A 26,796-nucleotide genomic window follows, 5' to 3' on the forward strand; every position below is an offset into this window, starting at 1 on the left:
ATTTAGTGTGCTTCACCTGTGAGGGTTTGTGCCAAAATTGCCACACACAGCTCATCAAAACTATAGCCGACTGCATTTGCCGCTTTCGGAACTAAAGAATGGCTGGTCATTCCCGGTACGGTATTCACTTCGAGTAACCAGAAATTACCCTTTTCATCTTGCATGGCATCAATACGCCCCCAACCACTTGCACCCACCGCTTGGAAGGCACGCAATGCCAAAGCTTGTAACTGTTGCTCTTCGGCAGCGTTTAAACCACACGGAATACCGTATTGCACATCGTTACGCTGATATTTGGCTTCATAATCATAGAACGCTACATCTTTCGGGGGTTCTAAACGAATAATCGGTAAAGCCTGACCGTTGAGTAGTACGATGGTAAATTCACGCCCTGTAATCCATTTTTCAGCCATAACAATGGCGTCATGTGCAGTTGCTTTCGCCACAGCATTAGCAAAGTCTTCAACTTTTTCGACTTTGCTCATGCCAATACTTGAACCCTCATGCACAGGCTTGATGATGAGTGGCAAGCCCAATTCAGCAACCACATCTTCAATATTGGAATCTTTGCTGACAATACGATATGGCGCAGTTGGCAAGTCCGAACCTTGCCAAATTTGCTTAGTTTTCACTTTGTCCATGCCAATCGCTGAACCTTGCACGCCCGTACCGGTGTATGGAATATTCAACCATTCCAAGACACCTTGAATTTGACCATCTTCACCACCACGCCCGTGTAATACAATAAAGGCACGATCATAATTGACCAATTCGGTCACACTACGTGTTTGTGGATCAAATGCTTCTGCATTGACCCCTGAACGTAGCAGTGCTTCGAGTACTGCTTGACCGCTGTCTAGAGAAACCTCACGCTCAGCAGATTTTCCACCCAATAACACGGCAACTTTGCCGAACTTTGAAGCATTTGACACGTTTATATCCTTAAACTTTAAACTGGTCGATCAAATTCAAACATCACAGGTTGTGATTATTTTAAATACAAATGGTTTTGTGCAAGTTCGATTGAAATCGCCCCCACATTACCTGCACCTTGGGTCAATAACAAGTCATTAGCCTGTAACACTTGTTTCACAATATTCGGTAAGTTGCCATCGTTTGGATCGACCAAAATTGGCTCAACCTGACCACGCAAACGAATACTGCGCGCTAAAGTACGACTATCTGCACCAACAATTGGTTTTTCGCCCGCAGGATAAACATCGAGCAATAGCAATTGATCGACTTGTGACAACACCTCAACAAAGTCATCAAAACAGTCACGAGTACGACTAAAACGGTGTGGTTGGAACAACATCACCAAACGGCGATCAGGATGACTTTGACGCGCAGCTTTAATAGTGGCTTCCACTTCTTTCGGGTGATGTCCGTAGTCATCTACCAATTTCACATTGCCGTCTGCTACCGCAAACTCACCTTGTACTTGGAAACGACGACCAACACCGCTAAAGCCTTCTAAAGCACGGCAAATTGCACCATCAGAAACACCTTCATCGGTGGCAATTCCAATTGCAGCCAAAGCATTTAATACGTTGTGCAGACCAGGTTGATTCACCGTCACGCGTAACGGTTCGCGGTCTTTACGCAATACGGTAAAGTGTGTGCGCATACCGTCTTGATCGACATCAATGGCACGAATATCGTTGTCTTCGTTAAAACCATAGGTCAATACAGGACGCCCGATACGTGGCATAATTTCACGGATATTGGCATCATCACCACACACGACAGCTAAGCCATAGAATGGCAGTTTGTGCAAGAATTGAATGAAGGTATCTTTTAAAATATCGAAACTACCACCATAGGTGTCCATATGGTCGGCATCAATATTGGTCACCACAGCCGCCATGGGCTCTAGGAATAAAAACGATGCATCAGATTCATCGGCTTCTGCCACGATATAACGGCTCGCACCCAATGCTGCATTGACACCAGTACGGTTTAGCATGCCACCAATCACATAAGTTGGATCCATATTTTCTTCGGCCAACATACAGGTAATTAAACTGGTGGTGGTGGTTTTACCATGCGTACCCGCCACTGCAATACCATGACGATAACGCATCAACTCGCCCAGCATTTCAGCACGACGCACCACAGGAATACGGGTGTCAATTGCTGCTTTAATTTCTGGGTTTTCTGGGTCAATTGCAGTAGACACCACCAACACATTTGCGGCTTTAATATGATCTGCCGCATGCCCAATATAAACCTTGATGCCGTTTTCTTCTAATTGCGCTGTGGTTTTTGAGGCTTTGATGTCTGAACCCGATACTTTATAACCCTGGTTTTTCAAGACTTCGGCAATACCACACATCCCCGCGCCACCAATACCCACAAAATGAATGTGTTTGATACGGCGCATTTCAGGCACTTTGATTAATTTTTTCGCTTGATCAGCGGGTGTAGATGGAGACATATTTTACTCGAACAATGCTTGAATAAGACGAACCACGTGCTGAGTTGCATCTGGCTGTGCCTGCTGACGGGCTTTGACCGCCATTTCAGACAACAATTGACGATTCATTAACGGGGTTAATAATGTTGTTAAACTTTCGGGGGTCATACTGGCTTGCGGACAGATTTTTGCTGCACCCAAATCGGCTAAAAATTTGGCATTGGCAGTTTGGTGATCATCCACCGCACTAGGCAGTGGCACAAATACTGCTGCAACACCTGCAGTCGCGACCTCGGTTACCGTGAGCGCGCCCGCACGACAAATGATTAAATCGGCATCACTATAGGCTTTGGCCATATCTTCAATAAAAGGCTGTACCTTAACCTGTAAATGGTCAGGTCTGTGTGCATAACGTGCCTGCGTCGTTTCGGCTTGGTTTTGCCCACATTGATGATAGACATCTAAAGCAACATTCAGTTGCTTTAATGCTTCAGGTACACATTCATTTAAGGCTTGTGCACCAAGCGAACCACCCACAATTAAAATGCGGATTGGCAAGCCTGCTTTTTCACGTTCTTGATAGCGCCATGCAGGACTTAAGGTCGCGGTGATTTCCTCACGTACAGGGTTGCCTGTGGTAACGATTTTTTCACTGTTTGGAAAAGTATTTGGGAAAGCCTGACACACAGTTTTAGCTACCCGTGACAATTGAGTGTTAGTAAAACCCGCGACTGCATTTTGTTCATGAATCAGCACAGGAACACCCAAAGCGCGTGCTGCCAAGCCACCTGGTCCTGCTACATAACCACCAAAACCTGCAACTGCATCAACTTTTAATTGCTTCATGTAACGCATGGCGCTTAATGTTGCACCTAAAATTTTAAATGGTGCAGCCAGTTTACGGATCAAACCGTTGCCACGCACACCTTGAATATTAATTTGGTAAATTGGGATACTGTGATTTTTAAGCAGACGATTTTCCATGCCCGCTGGGGTCGCCAACCATGATACTTGAATCCCTTGTTGCTGTAATTGTTTTGCAACGGCCAAAGCGGGAAAAACATGTCCACCTGTACCTGCGGCCATCATCATGACATGTTTAGGCTGTTGTTGCTGTGCATCAGTCACGGTTTAATTCTTCAACTTAAAATAAGGCAAATAAAAATCTTGTATAAGCTATCAATTGTAATCACAAACGCATGGGCTTGAAAGGTTATTTACTTTTTTTCACCAAGTGCTTGATTGTTTTTTTCTACAGATTTTCAAGTTTAAACTAGTTTTATTATTAATCTACGGAAAATGTTAAGTTTTATTCAATTTTAGATGCTTTGCTTGAACCCTTTTGCAAAGTGTTTAAATTGTTTTTTGTCTCCACGTCTCTAAAAATAAAGCCGCTTTCAAACAGAAAACGGCTTTTGTATTGATACAGTGAACATTAAAGCCCAAACTTAGTTTAAACGACCTGCTTCAAGTACTTTAAATAAATCATCGGCAATAGATGTACCAAACTGTGCGTCAATTTCACGAATACACGTTGGACTGGTCACGTTAATTTCAGTGACATAGTTGCCAATCACATCCAATCCGACAAAAATCAAGCCTTTTTCACGTAAAAATGGTCCAACTTTGGCAGCAATGGCTTTATCATTTTCAGTCAATGGACGTGCTTCACCCAAACCACCTGCAGCTAAGTTGCCACGCACTTCGCCATTTTGTGGAATACGGGCCAAACAATACGGCACAGGCTCGCCATTGATCATCAGGATGCGTTTATCACCCTCTACAATTTCTGGAATATAACGCTGCGCCATGATGGGCTGAGTGCCGTTATTGGTCAAAATTTCAAGGGTTGAGCCTATATTGACCCCGTCTTGGTACAAACGGAAAATACCCATGCCACCCATACCATCGAGCGGTTTAACAATTACATCGCCATGTTGCTGAATAAATTCACGAATCAGGCTTTGTTGTGAAGTAACCAATGTCGGAACTTGTAGTTCTGGGAATTGGGTCGCAAACAGCTTTTCATTACAGTCACGCAGGCTTTGCGGTTTGTTGATGATCCATGCGCCTTCGCGTTCAGCTTGCTCTAAAATATACGTGGTATAAACGAAATTCATGTCAAAAGGCGGGTCTTTACGCATGAGAATGACATCATAATCGGCTAAGGATTCTTTGTGTTTTTCGCCCAATTCGTAATAATGGTTATAGTCTTCAAAGACTTTAAGCGGAGCAATCAGACCAAATGCCTTGCCCTGATCAATATATAAGTCTTGCTGTAATGCATAGCCCAAGGTATGCCCACGACGTGAAGCAGCCCATAGCATTGCCATGGTGGAATCTTTTTTGAGATTGACTGTTTCAATAGGGTCCATCACCACAAGTACGCGCATATTTCGGTGCTCTTTTGAAGAATTGAATAAGCAAAAGTATAGCTGAGTTTGGTTTTGGTGTTGCTGCAATTTTCGTAACGCTTCATCCACAATCATCATGCACTTGGGAGTACGCGATGCAACAAGCAATTATTGGTTTTCATTTAGATGAAGAAAATGATTGGGTCGCAGATTTGGCCTGCGGTCACGGGCAGCATGTGCGGCATAATCCGCCGTGGCAAAACCGCCCGTGGGTAATCACAGAGCAAGGGCGCAAGGAAAAGTTGGGGGTGATGCTCGAGTGTAAGAAGTGTGAGGAGGAGACTGAGTGAATACACTTAGATCTACTAATTGAACCCTCAATAGGAATAATCAAGCTCAGGGGGAGGTAATATTACAGTTCAAATTGCCAGTTGACTATGACTATCTAATCAAACTAACTTCAAAATGAGCAGTTCAGCTTCTTCTGTTTTCTTATATACGCTGATCGATAAAGAAACAAAAATTTAATTTTATAAGCTTAACAACACGCAACTCTCAAACAAAAAATATTCATTACAATTCAATGTAAATGTATTATCCAAAAACCCAAACCTACCGATCTGGGTTTTTTACAGATTTATCACATTCCACGCTAAATTATTGATCAACGTTTCACACGATCATCAAATAATGCGCATGAGACTTAAATCCCATACTTCACACGGTACGCTTCCATTTTCGCCAAGGCCTCTTTTTCACCTTTGGCATCCAAATAATTCATTAAATCTTTCATGGTAATTAAAGCATGCACAGGAATTTCCAACTCTTTTTGTACTTCCTGAATGGCAGACAAATCGCCCTGACCTTTTTCTTGACGGTCTAAAGCGACCAATACACCCGCAATTTGCGCACCCGCATTTTTCAAAATGGTCACCACTTCACGAATAGCGGTACCCGCAGTGATCACATCATCAATAATCCAAACTTTTTTGCCCTCAACTGCAGCACCCACTAACACACCACCTTCACCATGGTCTTTGGCTTCTTTACGGTTAAAACCCCACGGCACACTAACGCCATGATTTTGTGATAAAGCCACTGCTGTAGCTGCTACAAATGGAATACCTTTATAAGCAGGCCCAAAAATAACATCTACGTGTTTGCATTGCATGAGTTGATCTGCATAGCCCGAAGCCAATAGCGATAAAGCCTCTCCATCATTCAACAAACCTGCATTAAAAAAATAAGGACTCACACGACCCGATTTTAAAGTAAACTCACCAAATTTAAGCACACCACGTGATAAGGCGAGTTCGATAAAAGCTTGCGGGTTAAATTGAGCTGGCGATGTCATGAGGTGCTCCAAATTAATACATTGAGGTAAGACCCGAGCATGATACCAAAGAGTAGCTATCCGAGTGATCAAAAAATTCTTCGAGTGGTTTCAATTAACGTCAATGGGTTGCGTTCATCGGTAAGCAAAGGCTTACTCGAATGGTTAGAAAAGTCTGAAGCAGACGTGATTTGCATGCAGGAAAGCCGCATCACCCACGCCCAATGGACCGATAAATTTAAGCCCGAAGGCTGGCACACGCATCTTTTCCCTGCAGAACGCGCAGGTTACGCAGGGACAGCCATTTATAGCCGTTTGCCCTTTGTTTCTGTGCAAAATGGTTTAGGCTTTGAATTGGCCGATTCTCAGGGTCGTTTTATCAGTGCTGAATTTGATGTAGGACTAGATCACCCAATTTACATCTGTTCACTGTATTTGCCTTCTGGCTCTTCAGGTGAAGAAGCGCAAATGCGCAAAGATCACTTTTTAGAAGAGTATCAAAAAATTCTAAAACAGTGGCGTGAAGAGAATAAATCGATCATTGTCTGTGGTGACTACAACATCGTACATAAACGTATTGATATTAAAAACTGGTCGGGTAACCAAAAGTCTTCAGGCTGTTTACCACATGAACGTGCATGGTTAGATCATATTTATAATGACTTAGGCTATGTCGATACCTTCCGTGAAGTACGCCATGAAGCAGAGCTGTATTCTTGGTGGTCAAATCGTGGGCAAGCACGTGCCAAAAACGTTGGTTGGCGGATTGATTATCATGCCTGTTCACCCGACTGGAAAGCACGTACTGTCAATGCTTGGGTGTATAAAGACGAATGGTTTAGTGACCATGCTCCTGTGATTATTGATTATAAGATTTAATATTCAACCAAATTTCACGGTCTATATGAGTGAACAATTGTTCACTCAACTGAGGTTCAATTCGCACATAATCTGTCGACTTTGTGTATTTATCTTCAAGTCGATTCAGCGCATTATTGCATCACGGCAAAGGGACAGTCAGGATGACACAAAAGGATTGGAAGCCGAAGGATGGAAAATAAACTAACTGGTTTTAGTTAGTTTCAAGGAAGTAACAATGGACGTTAAAATGAGACCCGCATAATCAGGATGATTAAATGCGGGTTTTCTCTTTTTATCCTCTTATTTTCTATTTTGCGCTATTACTGTTGTTCTTCACTGTATTTTTTATTTTCACTTGAGTCTGTTCTTATCAAGTTTTTTATTTTGTTCTGTTTATACGTCCCATTTTAGAGCGATCAAGTGTCAATTTGGTGACATCGATATGACGTATTGATGACACATACCATTTAAACAGCCAATCATTGTTCACTGCAGGTTTCTAGCGCTTAACGCTATTTTGGGCTAGGCTATAGCCAATTTGATGATATTAACGTGAAAAAATATGTTAAAAATTTATGGTATTAAAAACTGCAACTCAATGAAAAAAGCCTTCGATTTACTCAATGAATTGGGGCTAAGTTATGAGTTTCACGATTATAAAAAGCAAGGGATTGATGCCAGCACTGTCAAAAGTTGGTTAGATGCACTTGGGCAAGATGTGGTACTGAATAAAAAAGGTACTACTTGGCGCAAACTTAGCGAAGCAGAACAGCAAGCCGCTTTGACCAGTGAAGCCAACTTAATTGAGGCACTTTGCACCCACACCAGTTTAATTAAACGTCCTGTCTTAAAAACCGAATCAGGCTTTATTGCGGGTTTTGATGAAGTGGCTTATCGTGCTTTGGGTTAAGTTCTAAAAATACCAATAAAAAACCTGCTCATCTGGAGCAGGTTTTTTTACATCCAGTGCAATATGATTTCAATTGCAGAGGTTGGAATACATACTTAGTTCGCACGAACCCATGTTTGGTTACGACCCAATGCCGCTACACCAACGAAACCACGCAATTCAAGTTTCTTACCACCATCGGCAAGTTTACCTTTGAGCTTGTAGGTTTTACCTGTTTGGGGATCAAGGATTGAACCACCATCGTAGCTCGTGCCACCTGTATTTTTCAGACCGCGAACAATGGTCAAACCTTTGAGTGATTTGTTGTGATACGGACCTTCACATTTTGTACAGGCATTTTCTTCACCAGGCGTTAAAATTGACTGAATGCTGGCGGTTAAAGTTCCATTTTTTTGCTCAGTAAATCTTACCGTGGCTTTGGGTTGTTTGGTTTTGTCGTCAATTGTTTTCCAAACTGTGCCATTAAGCGGATCTGCAGCATTGGCCAAAGCGCTTAAACCTAACAGCCCGAATGCAAGTGCAATTTTTTTCATTGTTTTGTTTCCTTGGTCTACTATTAGACAACTTTATTATTAAAAATCCACAACAAATTTGCAATTTTTGAATGTGACCGTTTAGTGTACCCTTGTAAATTATGTTGGTAAATACACAAATATCCGATCAAATAAATAACAAGATGGAAAAATCATGAAGATTAACCCGATGTGGAAACAAATTATTACAGAGCAGTTTTTAAAAAACACCATTCGCAAACCAAGCCAATTTAATTTACCCCCCAATTCTATACGTTTTGCACTAGAGCAAATGTGCCGTTTATTTCCCATGCAAAAGTCGGTGCAGGTACGCCAACTACGTTTAGCAGGTCTGCATGCCGAAGAATTAAAACCACAGAATGCTGCGACACAACTTATTTTTCATATTCATGGCGGGGCTTTTTTTCTGGGTTCCTTAAACACTCATCGGGCATTTTTGAGTCAAGTTGCAGCACGTACCCAAATGCAAGTGATTCATGTCGATTATCCGCTTGCGCCTGAGTATCCCTTTCCAAATGCTTTGGAAGCTGTATTTGATGTCTATCAAAGTCTGTTGGCGCAAGGTATACAAGCCAAAGATATTATTTTGTCGGGAGATTCTTGTGGTGCAAATTTAGCATTGGCGTTGGCTTTAAAAATACGTGATGAGCAATTGCCGCAAGTGAGTAGTTTAATGCTGCTGTCACCATTTTTAGATTTAACCCTCACCAGTGAATCGTTGCGCTATAACAGCAAGCATGATGCCCTGCTGTCAATTGAAACGCTGGAAACAGGTATTGATTACTATGTACCGCCTGAACTTGATCGGGCAGACCCGCAAATTTCGCCATTGTTTGATGATTTACATGAATTGCCACCCGTTTTAGTACAAATTGGTTCTAAAGAAATTTTGCTAGACGATGCAACACGTTTTAAAGAAAAAGCCGAACAAGCAGGCGTAGAAGTGCATTACAAACTCTACACGGGTATGTGGCACAATTTTCAAATGTTTTCACCATGGTTTGAAGAAGCTCAACGTGCATTGGCAGATTTGGCAGAGTTTGCACATCGGCAAGATCAGAGCTAAGTTCAGCCATAACAAGGCTTTGCTCACCTACCCTTTTAGTCGATCCATGTTTATAAAAAAGCTCAGTACCTTAAAGCACTGAGCTTTTTTGTTGCAATGATACGTTAAATCGCCTGAATTTTTTGCATTGCATTGGCAACAGCTTGGTCTTTAAATTCCGGCATGCTCACCCCTTCAGCGCGAATAATTTCTACATCATTCATCCCTGTAAAGTTGAAGAGGGTTTTTAAGAAATCTTCCTCAAGGTCGGCAAGGCTGTTATCACCATACCCACCGCCACGCTAATGCGGTCAATCCATGCTTTTAAGGTTAAAGTCAAACCAAAGTTATACATGGCTGCACCCACCACCACGACATCGGCATCAATATATTGCTGGATGATTTTTTCACCCAAAGCCGCTTGTTCTGCATCCTGCCCCATTAAAATTTCGGCAGTTAAGTGCGGAGTTGGCTGTTGTGCCAAATCTAAATAACCGATCTGCGCATTGCTATTTTTTGCAGTCAATTGTGCACATTCTCTTGGCTTCACTAACGTGAAACTGAGTTTTCACCTAAAATACTTGAGTCGATGTGTAAAATTTTCATGAGGATGTTCCACTCTCGTATTCATTTAATAACGCTATTTTAATCTTGCAGCGAAAATAGAATAATTAGCAAAAATAAGACACTCGGTTTTATTTTTTGGAACAAAAGACCTTTTTTACCGCACGAAAACTTATGCAGTATGTTTCCTAATCCTACTTTTTTACAATTCATTTTGCTTGGTTTTGATAAGGCTCTAAATAATTAACCCACATCGGTTCTTGTAAAGCTGCCTGCACCCACGCCTGCATGGCTGGATGTTGCATGACCCGCTGCATATAGTGTTGGCTTTTTGCGCTCACAGGTAAAGCATAGCTCATAAAACGCATCACCACAGGAGCATAAAACGCATCGGCAATGCTAAATTCACCACACAAGAAACCATCTGCTGCAGGACGTGCCGACCAAATGTGTTCAATGCGTGCCACATCCAGTCTTAAAGCCGAATGTTCTCGCCATAATTTTGCACCCACTTCTGCTAAATTAGCGCGAATATTCATGCCACATAAACTGCGTAAATCGGTAAAACCGCTGTGCATTTCTGCGCTGATGCTACGCGCCCAAGCTCGTTGCTGTGCATCACGTGGCCAAAGTGCCTGTTCAGGATATTGCTCTGCCAGATATTCGCAAATGGCGAGAGAATCCCAAACCAATCTACCCCGATCTAATAAGGCAGGCACTTTACCATTGGGGTTAATTTCTAGGACACGTTTTTTAAAATCACCCTCGCCACGTTCACATGGAAAGTTCAGTTGTATTTCTTCAAAGGCTAACTCAAATGCCTTTAGTACCAACCACGGGCGCATCGACCAGCTCGAATAATTTTTATTGGCAATGTACAGCTGCATCATGGCGATGATTCCTGTGTGGTTTGAAGTTGCTGCAGTTGATTTAACAAAGTGCTTTCGTTAAATGCACCCGTTAAACGTAGGCTGCGAATTTCTTGTTGTTGTGCATCCAAAAATAAAAAGGTAGGTGGCCCTAAAATTTCCCATTGATTCAACAAGGCTTGATGACTGGCATCGTAATGGCTTAAATCGAGTTTAATTAAATAAAATTCTGCAAGTGCCTGTTTTACGGTGGAGGATGTCAATACCTGCTGTTCAATCGGACGGCACGCCACACACCAATCGGCATAGACATCTATAATCATGCGCTGATTTTTCGGAGCTTGGGCAAGTAACTGTTTTAATTCTGTTGCAGTCGTTGCTCGGTGCCATTCTAAGACGGCATCGTTTTCCTGCTGCCAAAAACGCTGACTGTGTTGATATTGGTTATAAATCAGATACGGCACCACCACCAATAACGCACTCAGATAAATCGCCCGCAGCACGCCATAATAGCCACTCAAACGATGCAGCACATAGCCGACAAAACCCAGTCCAAGTGCCAAACTAAGCCATTGCATCCATGCTTCACCCAATAAAGGACGAATAAAATACAATGCCAATGCCAACATAATAAAGGCAAACAGCACTTTGACTTGATGCATCCACAAACCTGCGCGTGGCAAAGCTTTTGCACCAAGCACACTGGCCAACAATAACGGCGTGCCCATACCAAAACCGAGCGTAAATAGCAGCAGCGCCCCTTGCATCTGACTTTGGGTTTGTGAAATAAACAATAACGCCCCTGCCAGTGGTGCAGTCATACATGGGCCAACTAAAAGTGCCGACAACATGCCCATGAGTGCAGCACCTGCCAAATTACCGCCTTTTTGCATGGATTGTGCCTGATCGAGTCGATTGACCCAAGCACGCGGCAACTTGATTTCAAACAGTCCAAACAGATTTAAGGCAAACAGCACAAACAGCAAACTAAAAGCAATTAAAGTCACAGGTTGCTGCAACCAACGCTGAAAATTCAAACCTGCGGATGACGCAATCAAACCCAATATGGCATAGACCATTGCCATGCTACAGACAAAGACCAGTGCAATCGTCCACGCTTTGACACCTTTATGTTCACGCACCAACAAGGAGGTCAAAATCGGCAACATCGGCAAGGAGCATGGGGTAAAGGCCAATAAAACCCCTAAACCAAAAAACAGCAGCAAGCCATAAGCAAACGAACTCTGAGCCAATTTTTCTGACCACATTTGATCTTGTGCGGTGATGGGTTGCGCTGCTGCAGGACTTGTTGAAGATGCTAGCGTGGAGTTGGTCTGAGTTGTCGAAAACACATTCTGGGGTGGGTTACTGTGTCCGCCCCACAGATTTTTTTGTGCTGCACTTTGATTGTCTAAAATCACCAAACCCGTACTGTCGGTCTGAAATTCAATGCGCTGTGGTGGATAGCAAAGTCGATCTTGTGCGCAACCTTGCCAGCTCACTTGATAGCGCTGTGCAGCCTGCGTGGGGATTTTAAAACTGACTTGTCGATAATAAACCTGTGTGTGCCCATAGTTTTCATCATAGATATCTTCTGCGGGAGGCAACTCTAAAGCCAGTATTTGCTGTCCATGCTCAACCTTAAATTGATGCTGATACAAATAATACTGTTCAGGCATGTTCCAGCGCAGTTCGGCTTGCTGGGGATTGAGCGATTCAACACTAAACTGAAAGGCTTGTTCGGGTGGGAGTAAAGGCGCTTCTGCGTGCAGGCTTAACGAACATAGCAAAAATAGACTTGCGAGCAGACAAGATAAGCCCTGTGTCAAATAACGCAGAATGTCAGTCATGAGATCAACAGCAGCTTGCCAAAAAGTCTGAAATAAGAACTGCTTCATGTTCTGCTCGCCTCGGCATGAACTTGATTAGGATGAAAACGAATCTGCAGCAAGCTTGATGAGTTTAGCCTGCTGCAGCATACTACGTATTTTAAAGCTTTAAATGGTTTTGATTGCTTAGAATAGGAACGCCATACCTAAACCTGCACGGTAACTTTTATCTGCACCGTCTAAATCGACACCGACACTGGCATCCAGTTGAGTGCGGTCATTCAGTGCGTAAATTACACCTGAAGTTAAGCCATATTCATTATCCTGACTTTCAGCTTTACGATAGACCAATTCTGAAAAACCTGACCATTGATCGTTTAAACGGTATTGAATATTGGGAATCGCTGTAATCGCCCAATCGCTATTTTGCACATCATAACGCATGTTGATGCCTGTTTTTAACAGCTCGCTGTATTGATAGTTGACTGCCGTAGCCAAGCTATAAATATCATCTTCTTCGCTAAAGCCATCATTGCCTGTGGCAATTAACGCTTGCAGCAACACAGCCATAGAAAGTTTGTCGTCATTTAAGTCAATGGCTTGTTTCAAACCAATGCTGACATCACCTAAACCATCCTCTTCAACCGATTGACCTGCGGTTTTGCTTTTGCTCCATGCAGGACCTTGCCAGCCCAATTGCAACTCTAAATCTTGTGCCAACCCTGTACGTAACAGCATGTCAGCATTGAGGCGAGTGGTTTTAACTTTTTCGCCCAAAGCATTGTTGCTTTCCTGATAACTTGCATTTGGCAAAGCCTGTTCCCAAGCCAATTTCCCTACAGGTGTAATACCCGTACTGATTCCTGCACCAGGACGATCAAATTCAAAATCTGCCGCGCTCACCTGCATGCTGATGCCTGCCGCCACGATCAAACCAACTGTTTTTAATGCTGACATATTATTATCTCTGCTCTTAGGCCAATTCTTTGCTCATTTTTGCGCCATAACGACGCAACAATTCTAAAGTCTGTTGTTCTTCTGGCAAAGCATCCGACCACTGAATTTCGTCAAAATCACAATCAAACAATAAATCACTAATTGAAGATAGAATAGTTAAACCATCTTCATCTTTGCTGTTCGGATCGACTTTTTCATCCAATAAACGCTGTACAGCAGGAACACACGCTGCAGAAGCCGCATCCCATAACGGGCCATAAATTTCTTCGGCATCCCATAAATGCAAATTCACTTTAGCTTGAATCAGTGCATCTAAGATATCAAGATGCACTTGTAAATCTTGCTGTTTTTGCTGCTCTGTGAGTGGTTGACCCGCTTCGTATGCTTCACAGACTTTTTCCCACCATTGAAATAAACCATCTGACCAAACTGAAATCACAGGGCCTTTTTCGGCATCCATAAAGTTAGGGTCTAAACCGTCTGCCAATAGGCGTTGCACTTGGGCAAGGTCTAATTCTTCTATTGCTTGCACCAAGACTTGTTGTTGCGCAGTTAACATGCAGAGAGCTCTCTTATTCAATGTTTAATTTAGAACTATTATGCCCAATAAAGCGACATTTGTATGAGATAAATGTCAGGAAATGGTGAATTTAGTGCATTGGCTGCATGCAAACACAAAAAAGCCCCGCAAAATTTGCGAGGCTCTTGGAATCTGTCTGATCCTTATTCGTCGTCGCCACCAACATCTGTATCTACAAATTCTGGGCGAGCACCACGAGGATTCTCATTTTTCTCAAACGCATGTTCTAGGCTGCGTTTTAAACGGTCAATCGCACCGTGAATGGCTGTATCAATATTATGACCACGATGATTCACAACCACTGGTTTTAAACCTGCTGGACGTGCTTCAATCATACAACGAATGTCGTCATCACCGCCTTTTTCACCATTTTCATCACTAAAATGCACTGAAAAATGGGTAATACGCTCACTGTGGCGTTGGAATTCATTATTCAGTTCTTCACGAACGTAACTAATTAATCGATCACTGTTTTGAATGTTTTTATCGGTACGGATTTCAATGTTCATGATTTCATCCTCTTGCGTTCGTTATTTCTGAATCTTGTTGTGCCAAAATCTTACACATAATTTTATATATATGTTTTGGCGTGTTTATAATGTGCTGTTTTTACAGCATAAAGTACATCTTCAACTTAGTTTGGAATCACTTCCTCCTACGTGAATGATGAACACTTTTAATTCTGCAGAACCGTGTCCCTATACCTTGAATATCGGGCCTATCTGAAAAATATGCAAGCAATATTTATAGAAAAGCAGCAAAAGAATAACCCTTTTATCACCAATTCAGCTTAGATGCTCAATAAGCGATCAATTTGGATAGCACTACGTTTTTCAATCTATTGCCAATGAGAAACTTGATGCTTTTAAAGGGTTTAGTCACACCTGCAATATTCACCTTTACATTTTGACCATTGGTTTTAAATCATTTAAAAAACACTCAACCCAAAAACTGATAAAAAACACCCAAAAATGACCCGTCAATAATCGAATTTTGCTTTATTTTTGCTAAAGGATCTGTATCCTTGAAACGCTTTTATTGGGGTCTATTTTTATGAAACTTACACATATTGCTGCGCTGTGCGCAATCTCCACTGCTGCAACTTTTACGCAAGCTGCACCGATTTGGCAAGATTTTAGCGTGACAGGTTTATACGGTGAAAATTACAAATCACCTTTTTTAACTGGCGATCAAGAGATTGAACAAAGCACTGTAACTTTTGAATACGCTGCTGGTTTTAAATATGGTGATTTTTTTGCCTTTGCTGACCGTTCAAACAATGATGTAGATGGCAATGACACTTACTTTGAAGTATCACCACGCTTAAGCTTAGGCGCTGTTTCTGGTCAAAAACTTGCCTTTGGTCCAATTAAAGATGTTTTAATTGCAACCACTTGGGAAGGTGGCGAAGGCTTTAACAATTACCTATACGGTATTGGTTTTGATCTTGAGCTTCCATATTTCAAATATGCGCAATTGAACTTCTACAAAGCAGATAATGATAAAGATATCTCTCAAGATGATTATCAAATGACGTTTGCTTACGGTCTTCCATTTAAAGTCGGTGCTGAAGACTTTTTAGTAGATGGTTTCCTTGATTGGTCTACTGCAGAAGATGACCACGCTAGCGAACTCAACTGGACTACACAATATAAATGGAATGCAGGCAAACACATTTCGCCAAATACACGTTTATATGTCGGTATCGAACACTCTGTTTGGAACAACAAATACGGTAATAAATCAGGCATCAATCAAAACGATGTCAGCGCATTGGTCAAATACCACTTCTAAGCCAGCCTCATCGCTATTCAAAAAAGCAAGACTTCAGTCTTGCTTTTTTATTGGTCGTTAAAATAATTTTCAATCGTTATACATTGCTCACCACCACACAAGCCATTTGTACTTGGTGCAAAACTCCGCTACATTGAGTTAAATTTCAAATAAAAAGCACTGTGAACCCCCACATGCAAAAAACCGATTTCATTATTCTGATGTTTTGTGCGATTGCTGCAATTTTGCATGGCATGAGCGGTTTTGGTTTTCCTATGCTCAGCACGGCTGCGGTGGCGATGTTGTATCCACTCAGTACCGCAGTTGCCTTAGTCCTTATTCCCTGTTTACTGTTAAATCTATTCATGCTGCGGGGCGATACACAGCAATCTTTATTGAGCAGTTTATATGGCTACTGCAAAAAATATTGGGGCTTAATTCTCAGTGCGCTGATTGGCAGCTATTTGGGCGTCAGTTTGCTGCTGATTCTAAATGAAGGCTATTTAAAATTTGCGATGGGTTTACTAATTCTGCTTTACGTGGCCGATCAATTTCGACAGCATCCTTTGCAAATTTCTGCCTCACTGAAAAATATGCTGATTTTTGGTTTTCTAGCAGGTGTGATTGGTGGTGCAACGAATGCCATGGCACCATTTCTGATGATGTATTTGCTCAGCACCCAACACAGCAAAACTGATATTGTAGTGATTAGTAACTTAAATTTTATTATTTCCAAACTCATTCAACTGGCAGTTTTATTTCCTGTCATTCAACAATTTAATCACATACAATTACAAGTTTTAGCCCTAATTTGCCTAATTTCTGTGGCAATGGTTTATGTGGGCAGTCAGATTCGTAAAAATATTTCTCAGGCTGTATTTAAGCAGATTGTATTTACTTTACTGGGTCTTATGGCTATTTACGCAATTGCTCAAGGATTATCCATCATTTTAAAACAGCCTGCATTGATGGTATAAATCATTAAAATGTACATAACAAATGGAAAATTATTTAGATTTTTTTGGCTTAAATAAATTTTTAAACCTATAATTAAAGCTAGCTTAAAAGACAGTCTATTCAGACTGCTTCGGTCGTTTGCATCGACCAATCTTCCCTCTTTTCTTTTAATTCCTTTTTGACGGAGTGAACTTCTATGGAAAATAACCATATAGAAGTGCCAGCCAATATTAAGCGAAAAGAACTGATCAAGACCTGGGTGATTGTTGCAATTGCAGCCCTGCTCTCTTTCGGTTTATACAATGTCTTGCCTTATGACGAAAATGCAAATAAGGGTCTAAGTCTGTTGCTTTTTATTGGTATTTTATGGCTCACCGAAGCTGTACATATTACCATTACCGCGCTTTTGGTGCCAGTGCTTGCCGTAATTTTGGGCATGCCTGTAGAAAATGCCAGCAAAGTGCTTGAGCCAATTAGCACCAGCAAGGCATTGGCAACTTTTGCCGATCCTGTTATTTTCCTGTTCTTTGGTGGTTTTGCTTTAGCGACTGCACTGCACATTCAGAAACTGGATCGTAAAATTGCAATGTGGATTATTTCCATGTCGGGCGGTCACTTGGGGATTTCGGTTTTATCTATTTTTGCGGTCACTGCTGCGTTGTCAATGTGGATTTCCAATACAGCCACCGCGGCAATGATGCTACCGTTAGCACTGGGTTTATTGTCACACCTTGATGCCACCAAAGAGCGTAAAACCTTCGTTTTCATTTTATTGGGGATTGCCTACTCTGCCAGTTTAGGTGGTTTGGGTACTTTGGTCGGTTCGCCGCCAAACGCCATTGCAGCCAAAGCATTAGACTATGACTTTGCTGACTGGATGAAAATTGGTTTACCAATGATGCTGATTTTACTACCAGCGATGTTGGTCAGCTTATACTTGGTATTGCGTCCAAATTTAAACCAGAAAATTCATTTTGAAACTGAAGTCATTCCTTGGACCAAAACCCGTATTGCAACGATGATTTTATTCGCATGTACTGCAGTGGCATGGATTTTTGGTAAAAAACTTAGCGAAACCTTTGGTATTAGCCAACCCGATACATGGACTGCATTAGCTGCTGCATGTTTGGTGGTCATGCTAGGTACTGCATCATGGCGGCAAGTGGCTGAAAATACCGATTGGGGCGTGTTATTACTGTTTGGTGGTGGTCTAACCCTCAGTGCAATCTTAAAAGATTCAGGAGCATCTTTGGTATTGGGTCAAACCCTTGCCAATACCTTTGGTGATACTTCGCCATTGGTAGTGATTTTTGCGGTGACCATCTTCATTATTTTCTTAACTGAATTTACCAGTAATACAGCGTCTGCTGCGTTATTGGTTCCTGTATTTGCTGCAATTGCAGACCAAATGGGTATTCCAAAAGAAATTTTAGTGGTGATTATTGGTATTGGGGCATCTTGTGCCTTTATGCTTCCTGTGGCAACGCCACCAAATGCGATTGTATTTGGTACTGGTCAAATTAAACAAAGTGAAATGATGAGTGTGGGCATGGTCTTGAACGTCATGTGCGTATTTATTATTTCATTATTCGTATATTGGTTCTTTAGTTAAGTATCAATAAAAATGGAGCACAAGATGCTCCATTTTTTTCACCTTAATTTTAGAATATTTTAATCATCAAATAATTACCTAAATAAATTCGCTATACTCAGGACTTAATAATTTAGACACGATGAGGAGGGTTAAATGGCTAAGTTTTTGAATACGAGCGCGACCAATTTTTTCTTAGAAGAACTTATAAAAAATGCCAAAGAAAGGTTAATTTTAATTAGCCCATATTTACGTTTAAATGACCGTATTAAAGAGTTACTTGAAGATAAAGATCGACTCAAAATTGATATTCGAATCGTTTATGGAAAAAGCGATTTACATCCTGATGAAATAAAATGGATGCAAAAACTTGATTTTGTTCGGCTCAGTTTTTGTAAAAACTTACATGCTAAATGCTATCTCAATGAGTCTGAATGTATTATTTCCAGTCTAAATCTTTATGAATTTAGCCAAATTAATAATAACGAAATGGGCATTTTGATTCGTAAATATGAAGATCAAGATGTCTTTAAAGATGCTTATGAAGAAGCTCAGCGTATTATCCGTATTAGTGATGAAGTTAGAATTAGTTTAGATGAAGTGAAAGCCGAACCAACCAATGAATCTGTTGAAGGAACCAATGACAATAATGTTGGTAAATTAACATCATCTAAACTTGCAGCAAAACATAAAATGAAAACCAATGAATTATTGGCTCATTTTACCGAAAAAGGCTTTTTAAATATCAATGATGCTGGAAAACACATACTCACTCAACAAGGCAAAGACGTAGGTGCAGAATTTAAAACCAGTCAATATGGTGGGTATTTTTTATGGCCTGAAAATATTGAATTATAAAATACCAATCAAAATCACACTAAAAAGCATCCATTAGTTTTTTGAAATAATGGATGCTTTTTCCAAACTAAATCAGTTAAACCGCTAAATCGGCTAAATTACCTTTCTGCTCTAACCATACTTTACGGTCTGCAGAACGCTTTTTAGCCAGCAATTTATCTAATAAACCTGCAGTAAAATGACTGTCATCTAAATCGAGTTGCACCAAACGGCGTGTATTTGGATCCATCGTGGTTTCGCGTAGTTGACTGGCATTCATTTCACCCAAACCTTTAAATCGGGTAATTTGCGGATTTTTGGTTTTGGCTTTTTTAAGCGTATTTTCCAACTCATCTTCATCTAGCGCATAATGCACATCTTTACCGTCATCAATACGGAATAATGGCGGCATGGCAACGTATAAATGCCCATCTTCCACCAAGCTTGGGAAATGTTTCACGAATAAAGCACACAGCAAGGTAGCAATGTGTAAACCATCTGAGTCGGCATCGGCCAAAATACAAACCTTGCCGTAACGTAATTCAGACAAGTCATCACTGCCTGGGTCAACCCCAATCGCAATTGCAATATCGTGTACTTCCTGTGAAGCCAAAACCTCGTCCGAAGATACTTCCCACGTATTTAAAATTTTTCCGCGAATTGGCATGATCGCCTGAAAGTTTTTATCGCGCGCTTGTTTGGCAGACCCCCCTGCAGAATCACCTTCTACAATAAACAGTTCCGATTCTTCACGGGTTTGCCCCACGCAGTCGGCCAGTTTACCTGGCAAGGCTGGGCCTGAAACAATTTTTTTACGTTCTACTTTTTTCGCCGCTTTTAAACGACGACCTGCTTTGGAAATAGCCATTTCTGCCAATTGCATGGCAATGTCAGAGTTTTGGTTCAACCACAAGGCAAAGGCATCTTTGGCGATATTCTGCATAATACTTGCCGCTTCACGGCTCGATAAACGCTCTTTGGTTTGCCCTGAAAACTGCGGTTCTTGGAACTTTAACGATAAAATATAGTTGACCCCATCCCAGACATCTTCGGCAGACAGTTTTAAATTGCGCGGCAATAAATTGCGTAATTCACAAAACTCGCGTAAAGCATCGGTCACACCAGAACGCAGCCCATTGACATGCGTACCACCTTGCGCAGTCGGAATCAAGTTGACATAACTTTCCTGAATTTGCTCGCCGCCTTCTACATTCCAGCAAATTGCAAATTCGGCACTGGCACGTTCTGCCTCACCTGTGGCCACAAAAGCAGGAGCAGGTACAATCTCACGATCTTCCAGCTCATCCATCAAATAGTCGACTAGACCATTTTCAAACTGCCAAACAATTTTTTCATCGTTAATTTCATCAATGTAATGAATTTCTAAACCAGCAGCCAGTACAGCTTTGGCTTTTAAATTGTGTTTTAAGGCTTTAAGCGCAAATTTAGGCGAATCAAAATATTTAGCTTCAGGCCAGAAATGTACCAACGTACCCGAAGCACGTTTTGGTGCTTTGCCCTCTAAAACTTCTAAAGGGGCTGCCGCTTCGCCCTGATCAAAAGCCATTTTATACAGGTTGCCTTGACGCTGTACGGTCACTTCAACCCGACTGGATAAGGCATTCACGACAGAAATACCGACCCCGTGCAAACCACCCGAAAATTGGTAGTTGTCGGTGCTGAACTTACCGCCTGCATGCAGCTTGGTCAGAATAATTTCAATCCCGCTTTGCCCGTATTCTGGGTGAATATCGACAGGCATACCACGGCCATTGTCTTCTACCGACAAAGAGCCATCTTTATAGACTTTTACGGTAATTTTATTGGCATGCCCTGCAAGTGCTTCATCCACCGAATTATCAATAACTTCTTGCGCCAAATGGTTCGGACGTGTGGTGTCGGTATACATGCCCGGGCGACGACGTACTGGATCTAAACCAGATAAAACTTCAAGAGATTGAGCGGTATATTGAGACACGTTGTACTGTTTCCTTAAGCTAGGGAATCCGATAAAAATTGCAGTAACATCGGAATTTTGTCTGCAAAATCATCCATGGCATGATTGCCGTGCGCTTCAGTCATGATCATGGCCGAAGGCGAGGCAGCACTATAATAACGCTGCGCTTCACGATAATCCAAAACTTCATCGCCTTGTTGCAATAACACCAATATTTTGTCTGCATCTTGCGCAACTGGCAACGCAATGTCTGCTAAGTCATCCAATTGCGCTGCAGTTAAGCTCCAGTTCGGATGTACCACGTATGGCAACACATCGCCAAACAAGTCCTGAAACAATTGCCATGGTCGCATAGCAGGGTTAATCACAACAGCAGGTACATGATGCTGTGCGACCAGTTGTGTCGCATAAAAGCCGCCTAGACTGCTCCCTACCAACGCCACGTTGGTCAAACTTTGAATCAATCCCGAAACGTTTGCTAAGACCTGTAAAGGTGGGGCATTTAAATCGGGCAAGTGCATTTGAATATCAGGGCGATGCTGCTGTACATAAGCATGCAATAACTGCCCTTTCATGGACAAGGGACTACTTTGAAAACCATGTAAGTAAATTAAATTCATGCGTGACATTTCTGAGCAACACCATTCATTTTTTGGCTGATACAGCACTTATTTTGCGTTTTTAATTTAATTTTCATGGAAAAATGCAATTGTTAGACAAAAAGATGCGAACATCTTGGCATTCATCGGTATTTTACAAGTAGTTCAAGATGAACACGATAAAATAAAAGTATCGGGTTTGGTGACAATTCAGCTAAAAATTTACAGTCCTGTAAATTCATGAAATGCCAGCAGACCCTTGAGTTTATACCGCGAACCCAAGTAAAAATAAAGCGTTCGGTATATGGGAACATAAGGGGCAACACAGTATGCCAAGTTTAACACCGCTCCATGAAACCTATTGTAGATGGGACCGTACACCTCCAAGTCAGGCCGATGTACTAGAAGGCTTGGCGCAGTTGGTCAGCACGCGCCTGAATGCCGTGATGAGCGAAGTGATTCAAACTATTCAGCGTGAAGTTTTGCTCAGCGTATTTGGCATGAGCGAACAACGCTCTCAAAAGTTTCAAAAAACTGCGACTTTTCAAAAGTTGTATAAGTTTACATTCCACAGCTTACAACAATACGGCTATCACTTTATTGCGCCTGGTTTACGTAAAATTATTGCGCAATTTCCCAACTTACATGACAAGGCACTTACACCAAGCCTACATTTTTTAGTGGGTGTACTGAATGGCATACTGGGAGATTATCTACTCGAACAGCAAAATCCGCTCGCCTTACCCATGGTGCTCTATGACCATTATGGCGAAGTCCAACAGGGCGATTTGTCTGGGCGTGTGGTAATTTTTGTGCACGGTTTATGCCGTAATCACCTCGATTGGACGACACATCAATTTGGTGGTTTTGGTGAAAAATTACTGGCACAACGTGACCATAACACCATGCTATATCTGAATTACAATACAGGACGTCGCATTTCTGCCAATGGTCGCAGCCTTGCCAATACCTTAGATGATTTAATTCAACGCCATCCTAAAATTACCAGTATTGATTTAATTGGGCACAGCATGGGCGGTTTGGTATCGCGCAGTGCGCTATTTTACGGCAAGCAAAATTTACAGCACTGGATTCACTTGGTTGAAAATCTGGTTTGTTTGGGCTCACCACATCATGGGGCAGTTTTAGAGCGTTTTGGTTTCCATTTACAGGAAAAATTAGGTCGCTTCCCCATTGTGAAAATTGTCGGGCATTTGGTCAATATTCGCAGCAACGGTATTTTAGATTTGCGCTATGGTAGTGTGCGAGATGATGACTGGGAACACAATCAGGCACGAATTGGGCAGATAGATGACAACCGTAAACCTGCACCTTTGCCAACCCACATTAATGCTTATTTCGTGGCAGGCAGCATTGAGTTTGAGAAAAAGCAGAACCTGACCCGCAAAGTCATTGGCGATTATTTGGTCAGTATAAAAAGTGCTTTGGGGGAACATCCTAACCCACGTTTTCAATTAAAACTGCCTGAATCGCACAAAGCTGTGTTCTATGGTCTGAACCACTTTCAATTGCAATATCATCCGAGTGTGGCAGAGCAATTGGTGAAATGGTTTTATCCTGCGCATGAAGAAGTACCAGAGCAGCAAATTCATGAATTTATTGGCGATTGGTCAAGTTTAGAAGGCATTGCGCTCACCTAACACAGTCCAAGCAATTCAAAATACCCTACAACACGATGATTGGTAGATAGATTTTCAACAGATACACAAAAAAAATGCGCCATCGCAATTTTATGGATGACGCATTTTTATCAATTCAGTGGGTAGGCTGCCGGAATTTATTTTTTCTTCACTTTACCAAATGTAGCCGATGCCACAAACGGATAGTTACGCAACAATTGCCATAAACTGATGATCGCCAACACGCTAAAGAACAGCAATGACCACACAGGTAAAGACTGCCCTAAGAACGTCCAGTCAATCACAGCACATTCACCTGAACCGGACAGTACTTGTTGCAATACAGCTTTCATGGGTAAGGCATCTACCAAATAATCCAGTCCTGGACCGCAGCTTGGCACTTGATCGGGCGGAAGATTTTGCAGCCACACATGTCGTGCTGCCACACCCACTGACCACAAAATTCCAATACTGCCAAGCAGCGCATAAATACGCTTAACTACGTTAGATTTAGGATTATGCACAAAAGCAATCAGTGAAACCAAGCCCAATGCAATTAAACCCACGCGCTGAAAAACGCACAGTGGACACGGCGCTAAACCTTGCACATGCTCTAAATACAATGCAAATGTCATCCCGATGACACTGGCTAAAAATAAAACACCACTTAGCAGACGATAACTCAATTGCATGTTTAAATCTCTGAGCTGTTATCTATATTGTGCGACATAGTCTGCAAAACTCAGACCCTGTGCTTGTTCAAGTTGTTTTTGTTGCTGAATAGATTGCACTGCAATTTCATCAAAATATGTTTGTGTTTCAGGACGCAATAGATGTTGCTCATAGGCATGTGCATGTTGCTGGGCCATATAACTGCCAAAGCCCCAGGTACCGCCATGTTGAATAGTATCGGCAATCATGTGTGCCGACAGGGTTTCATCGTCTTCATGCAAACGTGCCATCATGCGCTCTAAAGCTTGAGAATATAGCTGCGTCGCATAACATTGATCAAGTAAAGCAGCCAAAGGTTGCATCGCGGTGACATACTGCTTTCCCCAAGCTTCAATTGGGGTTTTAACATCGCCCTCTTGAATTTGCGCATTTGGCGCACGCCCACGATTGACCACTTCAGCCTGATTTTTTTCGATAATGCTTTGTTCTGCATCTAACAAGGCAGGGCTGTCTTGCAATAAACAATACAATGCCAAGACTTCCAAAAAGCCTGCTGTATCTTCATCTATCCCAATTGGGCTGTACGGATTGACATCTACCGCACGCAATTCGACATAACCAATACCACGATTGGCAAGTGCTTGAGATGGGGTTTCACCTTCTTGTGGTACTTGTTTTGGGCGCACCAAACTGTAGTACTCATTTTCAATTTGCAGCACATGGTCATTAATTTGAATTGGTTCACCCGTGGCATCATCTAAACCTAAGCGGCTAAATGGCAAGTACGGGGTTTTTACAGCTTTTTGTAAACCATCCAAATAACCTGTTAAGTCATTGTAATGAATACCAAGTTTTTTCTGTGCTGAGTTTTGATAGCCAAAGTTACCCATACGCAGCGCAGTCGCATACGGCAAATACAAAGTGCCTCGTAACAACGGCAATAAATGATGCTCGCGCCCTGTCATAAAACACTGACAGACCGATGGACTCGCACCGAGCAGGAACATTACCAATGGCGTTAAACGAATAAAATTACGAATTAAACCCAAATAACGATGACTACGATAATCTTGCAAACTCAGTGCTTTGAGCTGCTCATCGCTTTCATGTTGTTGCAAGGCGGCAAATAAATGTTCAGGGAAGGATAAATTATAATGCACCCCTGAAATGGTCTGCATACGGCGACCATAGCGCACGCCCAAACCACGACGATACAAGGTTTTAAAACGCCCGATATTGGAGCTGCCATATTGCGCCAGTGGGATATTATCATCGGTTTCATCGAGCATACACGGCATCGACAGCGGCCAAAGCTTTTCACCTTCGCCCAAGTGTTGATGCACCACGCTATGAATATCACGCAAATAATCCAGCGCGTGTTGAATGCTGCTTTGCGGTGGAGTAATGAACTCCATCAGTGCTTCAGAATAGTCTGTGGTAATGTGTGGATGTGTGAGTGCCGAACCTAAGGCTTGAGGATGTGCTTGCTGCGACAAGAAGCCATCGCTTTGCATACGCAGACTTTCGCGTTCAATCCCGCGCAACATCCCTTGAAGCAACGCAGCGTCTACCCATGTTGGTAGAACATCTTGCGCATTTGGTTCGGGTTCACTCATTACACTCTCGCTTAATCCAATACACTACAAATACGACACAAACCACAGGCTGATTTTGGGTCGGTGGCAATTTTCTCAATCATACACATGATCTGAGATGAAATTGCTACCGTTCAAGTATAACTTGATTTGGCATCAGCACATGCGCTTGGGCTGTTTTTTTCTAACAAAATGATGATTTTGAGGCATGCTGACATTTTATAAAGTGGTCAACATCAATAAATTTTAATTTGGCAATTTTTATCACAAAGTTGCACTATAAGACATGCTCAATTTGTGATTTTATAATCAAAAGAACAGAGGTAAATAATAAAGCGTATGAATTATCAAGATTTTTTAAATTTTTGGTTTTCTCCTGTTGCAGAACCGAACTGGTTTGTCAAAAGCGCAGAATTTGATGCCCTGCTCGCAGAAAAATTTACCGATGTATTGCAACAAGCGGCTCAAGGAGAATTATGGACATGGCGCGAAACACCTGCAGGTCGTTTGGCTGAAATCATTGTTATAGATCAATTGTCACGTAATTTATACCGCAATGACCCGCGTGCTTTTGCCCAAGATGGAATGGCCTTGGTATTGGCACAGGAAATGATTCACTTAAAATTAGATCAGGACTTAAACCTAACTCAACGCCGTTTTTTATATATGCCGTTTATGCACAGTGAATCCAAACATATTCACGAAGTCGCATTGACGTTGTTTGAAAGTTTGAATGACCCTACCGTGTTGGACTATGAACTGAAACATAAAGTAATTATTGACCGTTTTGGACGTTATCCACATCGAAATCAGGTGTTAGGACGCCCATCTAGCGCAGAAGAACTTGAGTTTTTAACCCAACCCAATAGCAGTTTTTAACTGGCAAGTTTGTCTTGGCTGGTTGATGTGTACAGGAGCTTTCAC

General features: G+C 41.9%; 25 protein-coding genes and 1 pseudogene. 10 read left to right on the forward strand and 16 right to left on the reverse strand.

Features of this window, described 5'->3' with window-relative positions; translation table 11 throughout:
• Nucleotides 1–2: 2 nt before the first annotated feature.
• The 4 genes from K1T76_RS12810 to gshB form a co-directional block, all read right to left on the reverse strand.
• Complete coding sequence (locus K1T76_RS12810; RefSeq protein ID WP_019837077.1) at nt 3–932, reverse strand: D-alanine--D-alanine ligase; 930 nt, start codon at nt 930–932, stop codon at nt 3–5.
• A gap of 56 nt (nt 933–988) precedes the next feature.
• Nucleotides 989–2,437: a UDP-N-acetylmuramate--L-alanine ligase gene (murC, locus tag K1T76_RS12815; RefSeq protein WP_230245546.1), complete on the reverse strand. Its 1,449-nt coding sequence runs from the start codon at nt 2,435–2,437 to the stop codon at nt 989–991.
• 3 nt (nt 2,438–2,440) lie between these two features.
• Nucleotides 2,441–3,544, reverse strand: a complete 1,104-nt coding sequence (murG, locus tag K1T76_RS12820; protein ID WP_230245547.1) for an undecaprenyldiphospho-muramoylpentapeptide beta-N-acetylglucosaminyltransferase — start codon at nt 3,542–3,544, stop codon at nt 2,441–2,443.
• A gap of 320 nt (nt 3,545–3,864) precedes the next feature.
• On the reverse strand, nt 3,865–4,809 hold the full coding sequence (gene gshB, locus K1T76_RS12825) for a glutathione synthase (RefSeq protein WP_230245548.1): 945 nt from the start codon (nt 4,807–4,809) through the stop codon (nt 3,865–3,867).
• A 116-nt stretch (nt 4,810–4,925) separates the two neighbouring features.
• Here gshB and K1T76_RS12830 point away from each other — a divergent pair, with 116 nt between their 5' ends.
• A complete protein-coding gene (locus K1T76_RS12830) occupies nt 4,926–5,120 on the forward strand; it encodes a DUF3565 domain-containing protein (protein WP_070155853.1) in 195 nt (64 codons plus the stop codon).
• 353 nt (nt 5,121–5,473) lie between these two features.
• Here K1T76_RS12830 and pyrE read toward each other — a convergent pair whose 3' ends face one another.
• Nucleotides 5,474–6,124, reverse strand: coding sequence for an orotate phosphoribosyltransferase (gene pyrE, locus K1T76_RS12835; RefSeq protein WP_070155850.1), 651 nt, complete (start codon nt 6,122–6,124; stop codon nt 5,474–5,476).
• Between the two features lie 39 nt (nt 6,125–6,163).
• On the opposite strand from pyrE, the gene K1T76_RS12840 reads away from it, so the two are divergent.
• On the forward strand, nt 6,164–6,982 hold the full coding sequence (locus tag K1T76_RS12840; RefSeq protein WP_019838101.1) for an exodeoxyribonuclease III: 819 nt from the start codon (nt 6,164–6,166) through the stop codon (nt 6,980–6,982).
• 544 nt (nt 6,983–7,526) lie between these two features.
• Nucleotides 7,527–7,874: a Spx/MgsR family RNA polymerase-binding regulatory protein gene (locus K1T76_RS12845; RefSeq protein ID WP_230245549.1), complete on the forward strand. Its 348-nt coding sequence runs from the start codon at nt 7,527–7,529 to the stop codon at nt 7,872–7,874.
• A 95-nt stretch (nt 7,875–7,969) separates the two neighbouring features.
• Here the strand turns inward: K1T76_RS12845 and K1T76_RS12850 are convergent, their stop codons facing one another.
• The gene (locus K1T76_RS12850) at nt 7,970–8,407 is read right to left on the reverse strand and encodes a DUF2147 domain-containing protein (RefSeq protein ID WP_230245550.1); all 438 of its coding nucleotides are present in this window, start codon (nt 8,405–8,407) and stop codon (nt 7,970–7,972) included.
• A gap of 154 nt (nt 8,408–8,561) precedes the next feature.
• Here K1T76_RS12850 and K1T76_RS12855 point away from each other — a divergent pair, with 154 nt between their 5' ends.
• The gene (locus K1T76_RS12855; RefSeq protein WP_230245551.1) at nt 8,562–9,473 is read left to right on the forward strand and encodes an alpha/beta hydrolase; all 912 of its coding nucleotides are present in this window, start codon (nt 8,562–8,564) and stop codon (nt 9,471–9,473) included.
• Nucleotides 9,474–9,577: 104 nt separating this feature from the next.
• On the opposite strand, the pseudogene K1T76_RS12860 reads toward K1T76_RS12855, so the two are convergent.
• The 6 genes and pseudogenes from K1T76_RS12860 to K1T76_RS12885 form a co-directional block, all read right to left on the reverse strand.
• Nucleotides 9,578–10,058: pseudogene (locus K1T76_RS12860) on the reverse strand (FMN-dependent NADH-azoreductase).
• 167 nt (nt 10,059–10,225) lie between these two features.
• Nucleotides 10,226–10,906 (reverse strand): glutathione S-transferase family protein, encoded by a 681-nt coding sequence (locus K1T76_RS12865; protein WP_230245552.1) that lies wholly within the window; start codon nt 10,904–10,906, stop codon nt 10,226–10,228.
• The gene (gene dsbD / locus K1T76_RS12870) at nt 10,903–12,735 is read right to left on the reverse strand and encodes a protein-disulfide reductase DsbD (protein ID WP_230245667.1); all 1,833 of its coding nucleotides are present in this window, start codon (nt 12,733–12,735) and stop codon (nt 10,903–10,905) included. The genes K1T76_RS12865 and dsbD overlap by 4 nt, the downstream gene beginning before the upstream one ends.
• Before the next feature lie 165 nt (nt 12,736–12,900).
• Nucleotides 12,901–13,671, reverse strand: coding sequence for a transporter (locus K1T76_RS12875; RefSeq protein WP_230245553.1), 771 nt, complete (start codon nt 13,669–13,671; stop codon nt 12,901–12,903).
• A 16-nt stretch (nt 13,672–13,687) separates the two neighbouring features.
• A complete protein-coding gene (locus K1T76_RS12880; RefSeq protein ID WP_230245554.1) occupies nt 13,688–14,230 on the reverse strand; it encodes an ankyrin repeat domain-containing protein in 543 nt (180 codons plus the stop codon).
• A 164-nt stretch (nt 14,231–14,394) separates the two neighbouring features.
• Nucleotides 14,395–14,760 (reverse strand): HPF/RaiA family ribosome-associated protein, encoded by a 366-nt coding sequence (locus K1T76_RS12885; protein ID WP_004974190.1) that lies wholly within the window; start codon nt 14,758–14,760, stop codon nt 14,395–14,397.
• A gap of 544 nt (nt 14,761–15,304) precedes the next feature.
• On the opposite strand from K1T76_RS12885, the gene K1T76_RS12890 reads away from it, so the two are divergent.
• From K1T76_RS12890 to K1T76_RS12905, 4 genes are all read left to right on the forward strand, one after another.
• Nucleotides 15,305–16,045 (forward strand): outer membrane protein OmpK, encoded by a 741-nt coding sequence (locus tag K1T76_RS12890; protein WP_070155832.1) that lies wholly within the window; start codon nt 15,305–15,307, stop codon nt 16,043–16,045.
• A 173-nt stretch (nt 16,046–16,218) separates the two neighbouring features.
• Nucleotides 16,219–17,001, forward strand: coding sequence for a sulfite exporter TauE/SafE family protein (locus K1T76_RS12895; protein WP_070155831.1), 783 nt, complete (start codon nt 16,219–16,221; stop codon nt 16,999–17,001).
• A gap of 176 nt (nt 17,002–17,177) precedes the next feature.
• Nucleotides 17,178–18,593: an SLC13 family permease gene (locus K1T76_RS12900; RefSeq protein ID WP_230245555.1), complete on the forward strand. Its 1,416-nt coding sequence runs from the start codon at nt 17,178–17,180 to the stop codon at nt 18,591–18,593.
• Nucleotides 18,594–18,728: 135 nt separating this feature from the next.
• Nucleotides 18,729–19,430: a phospholipase D family protein gene (locus tag K1T76_RS12905; protein WP_230245556.1), complete on the forward strand. Its 702-nt coding sequence runs from the start codon at nt 18,729–18,731 to the stop codon at nt 19,428–19,430.
• A gap of 76 nt (nt 19,431–19,506) precedes the next feature.
• On the opposite strand, the gene parE is transcribed toward K1T76_RS12905, so the two are convergent.
• Together parE and K1T76_RS12915 are read right to left on the reverse strand one after the other, a co-directional pair.
• The gene (parE, locus tag K1T76_RS12910; RefSeq protein WP_230245557.1) at nt 19,507–21,387 is read right to left on the reverse strand and encodes a DNA topoisomerase IV subunit B; all 1,881 of its coding nucleotides are present in this window, start codon (nt 21,385–21,387) and stop codon (nt 19,507–19,509) included.
• A 14-nt stretch (nt 21,388–21,401) separates the two neighbouring features.
• The gene (locus K1T76_RS12915) at nt 21,402–21,986 is read right to left on the reverse strand and encodes a YqiA/YcfP family alpha/beta fold hydrolase (protein WP_230245668.1); all 585 of its coding nucleotides are present in this window, start codon (nt 21,984–21,986) and stop codon (nt 21,402–21,404) included.
• A 308-nt stretch (nt 21,987–22,294) separates the two neighbouring features.
• On the opposite strand from K1T76_RS12915, the gene K1T76_RS12920 reads away from it, so the two are divergent.
• On the forward strand, nt 22,295–23,626 hold the full coding sequence (locus K1T76_RS12920) for an alpha/beta fold hydrolase (RefSeq protein WP_179995476.1): 1,332 nt from the start codon (nt 22,295–22,297) through the stop codon (nt 23,624–23,626).
• Between the two features lie 137 nt (nt 23,627–23,763).
• Here K1T76_RS12920 and K1T76_RS12925 read toward each other — a convergent pair whose 3' ends face one another.
• Nucleotides 23,764–24,297, reverse strand: coding sequence for a disulfide bond formation protein B (locus K1T76_RS12925; protein WP_230245558.1), 534 nt, complete (start codon nt 24,295–24,297; stop codon nt 23,764–23,766).
• Between the two features lie 18 nt (nt 24,298–24,315).
• Entirely contained in the window at nt 24,316–25,893 is a 1,578-nt protein-coding gene (gshA, locus tag K1T76_RS12930) for a glutamate--cysteine ligase (protein WP_019838084.1), read from the reverse strand.
• A 318-nt stretch (nt 25,894–26,211) separates the two neighbouring features.
• Between gshA and K1T76_RS12935 the strand changes: the two genes are divergently transcribed.
• Nucleotides 26,212–26,751, forward strand: coding sequence for a DUF924 family protein (locus tag K1T76_RS12935; RefSeq protein ID WP_070155821.1), 540 nt, complete (start codon nt 26,212–26,214; stop codon nt 26,749–26,751).
• Nucleotides 26,752–26,796 lie beyond the last annotated feature (45 nt).

The organism is Acinetobacter sp. PW68 (genome assembly GCF_020982655.1).
GTDB lineage: Bacteria > Pseudomonadota > Gammaproteobacteria > Pseudomonadales > Moraxellaceae > Acinetobacter > Acinetobacter towneri_A.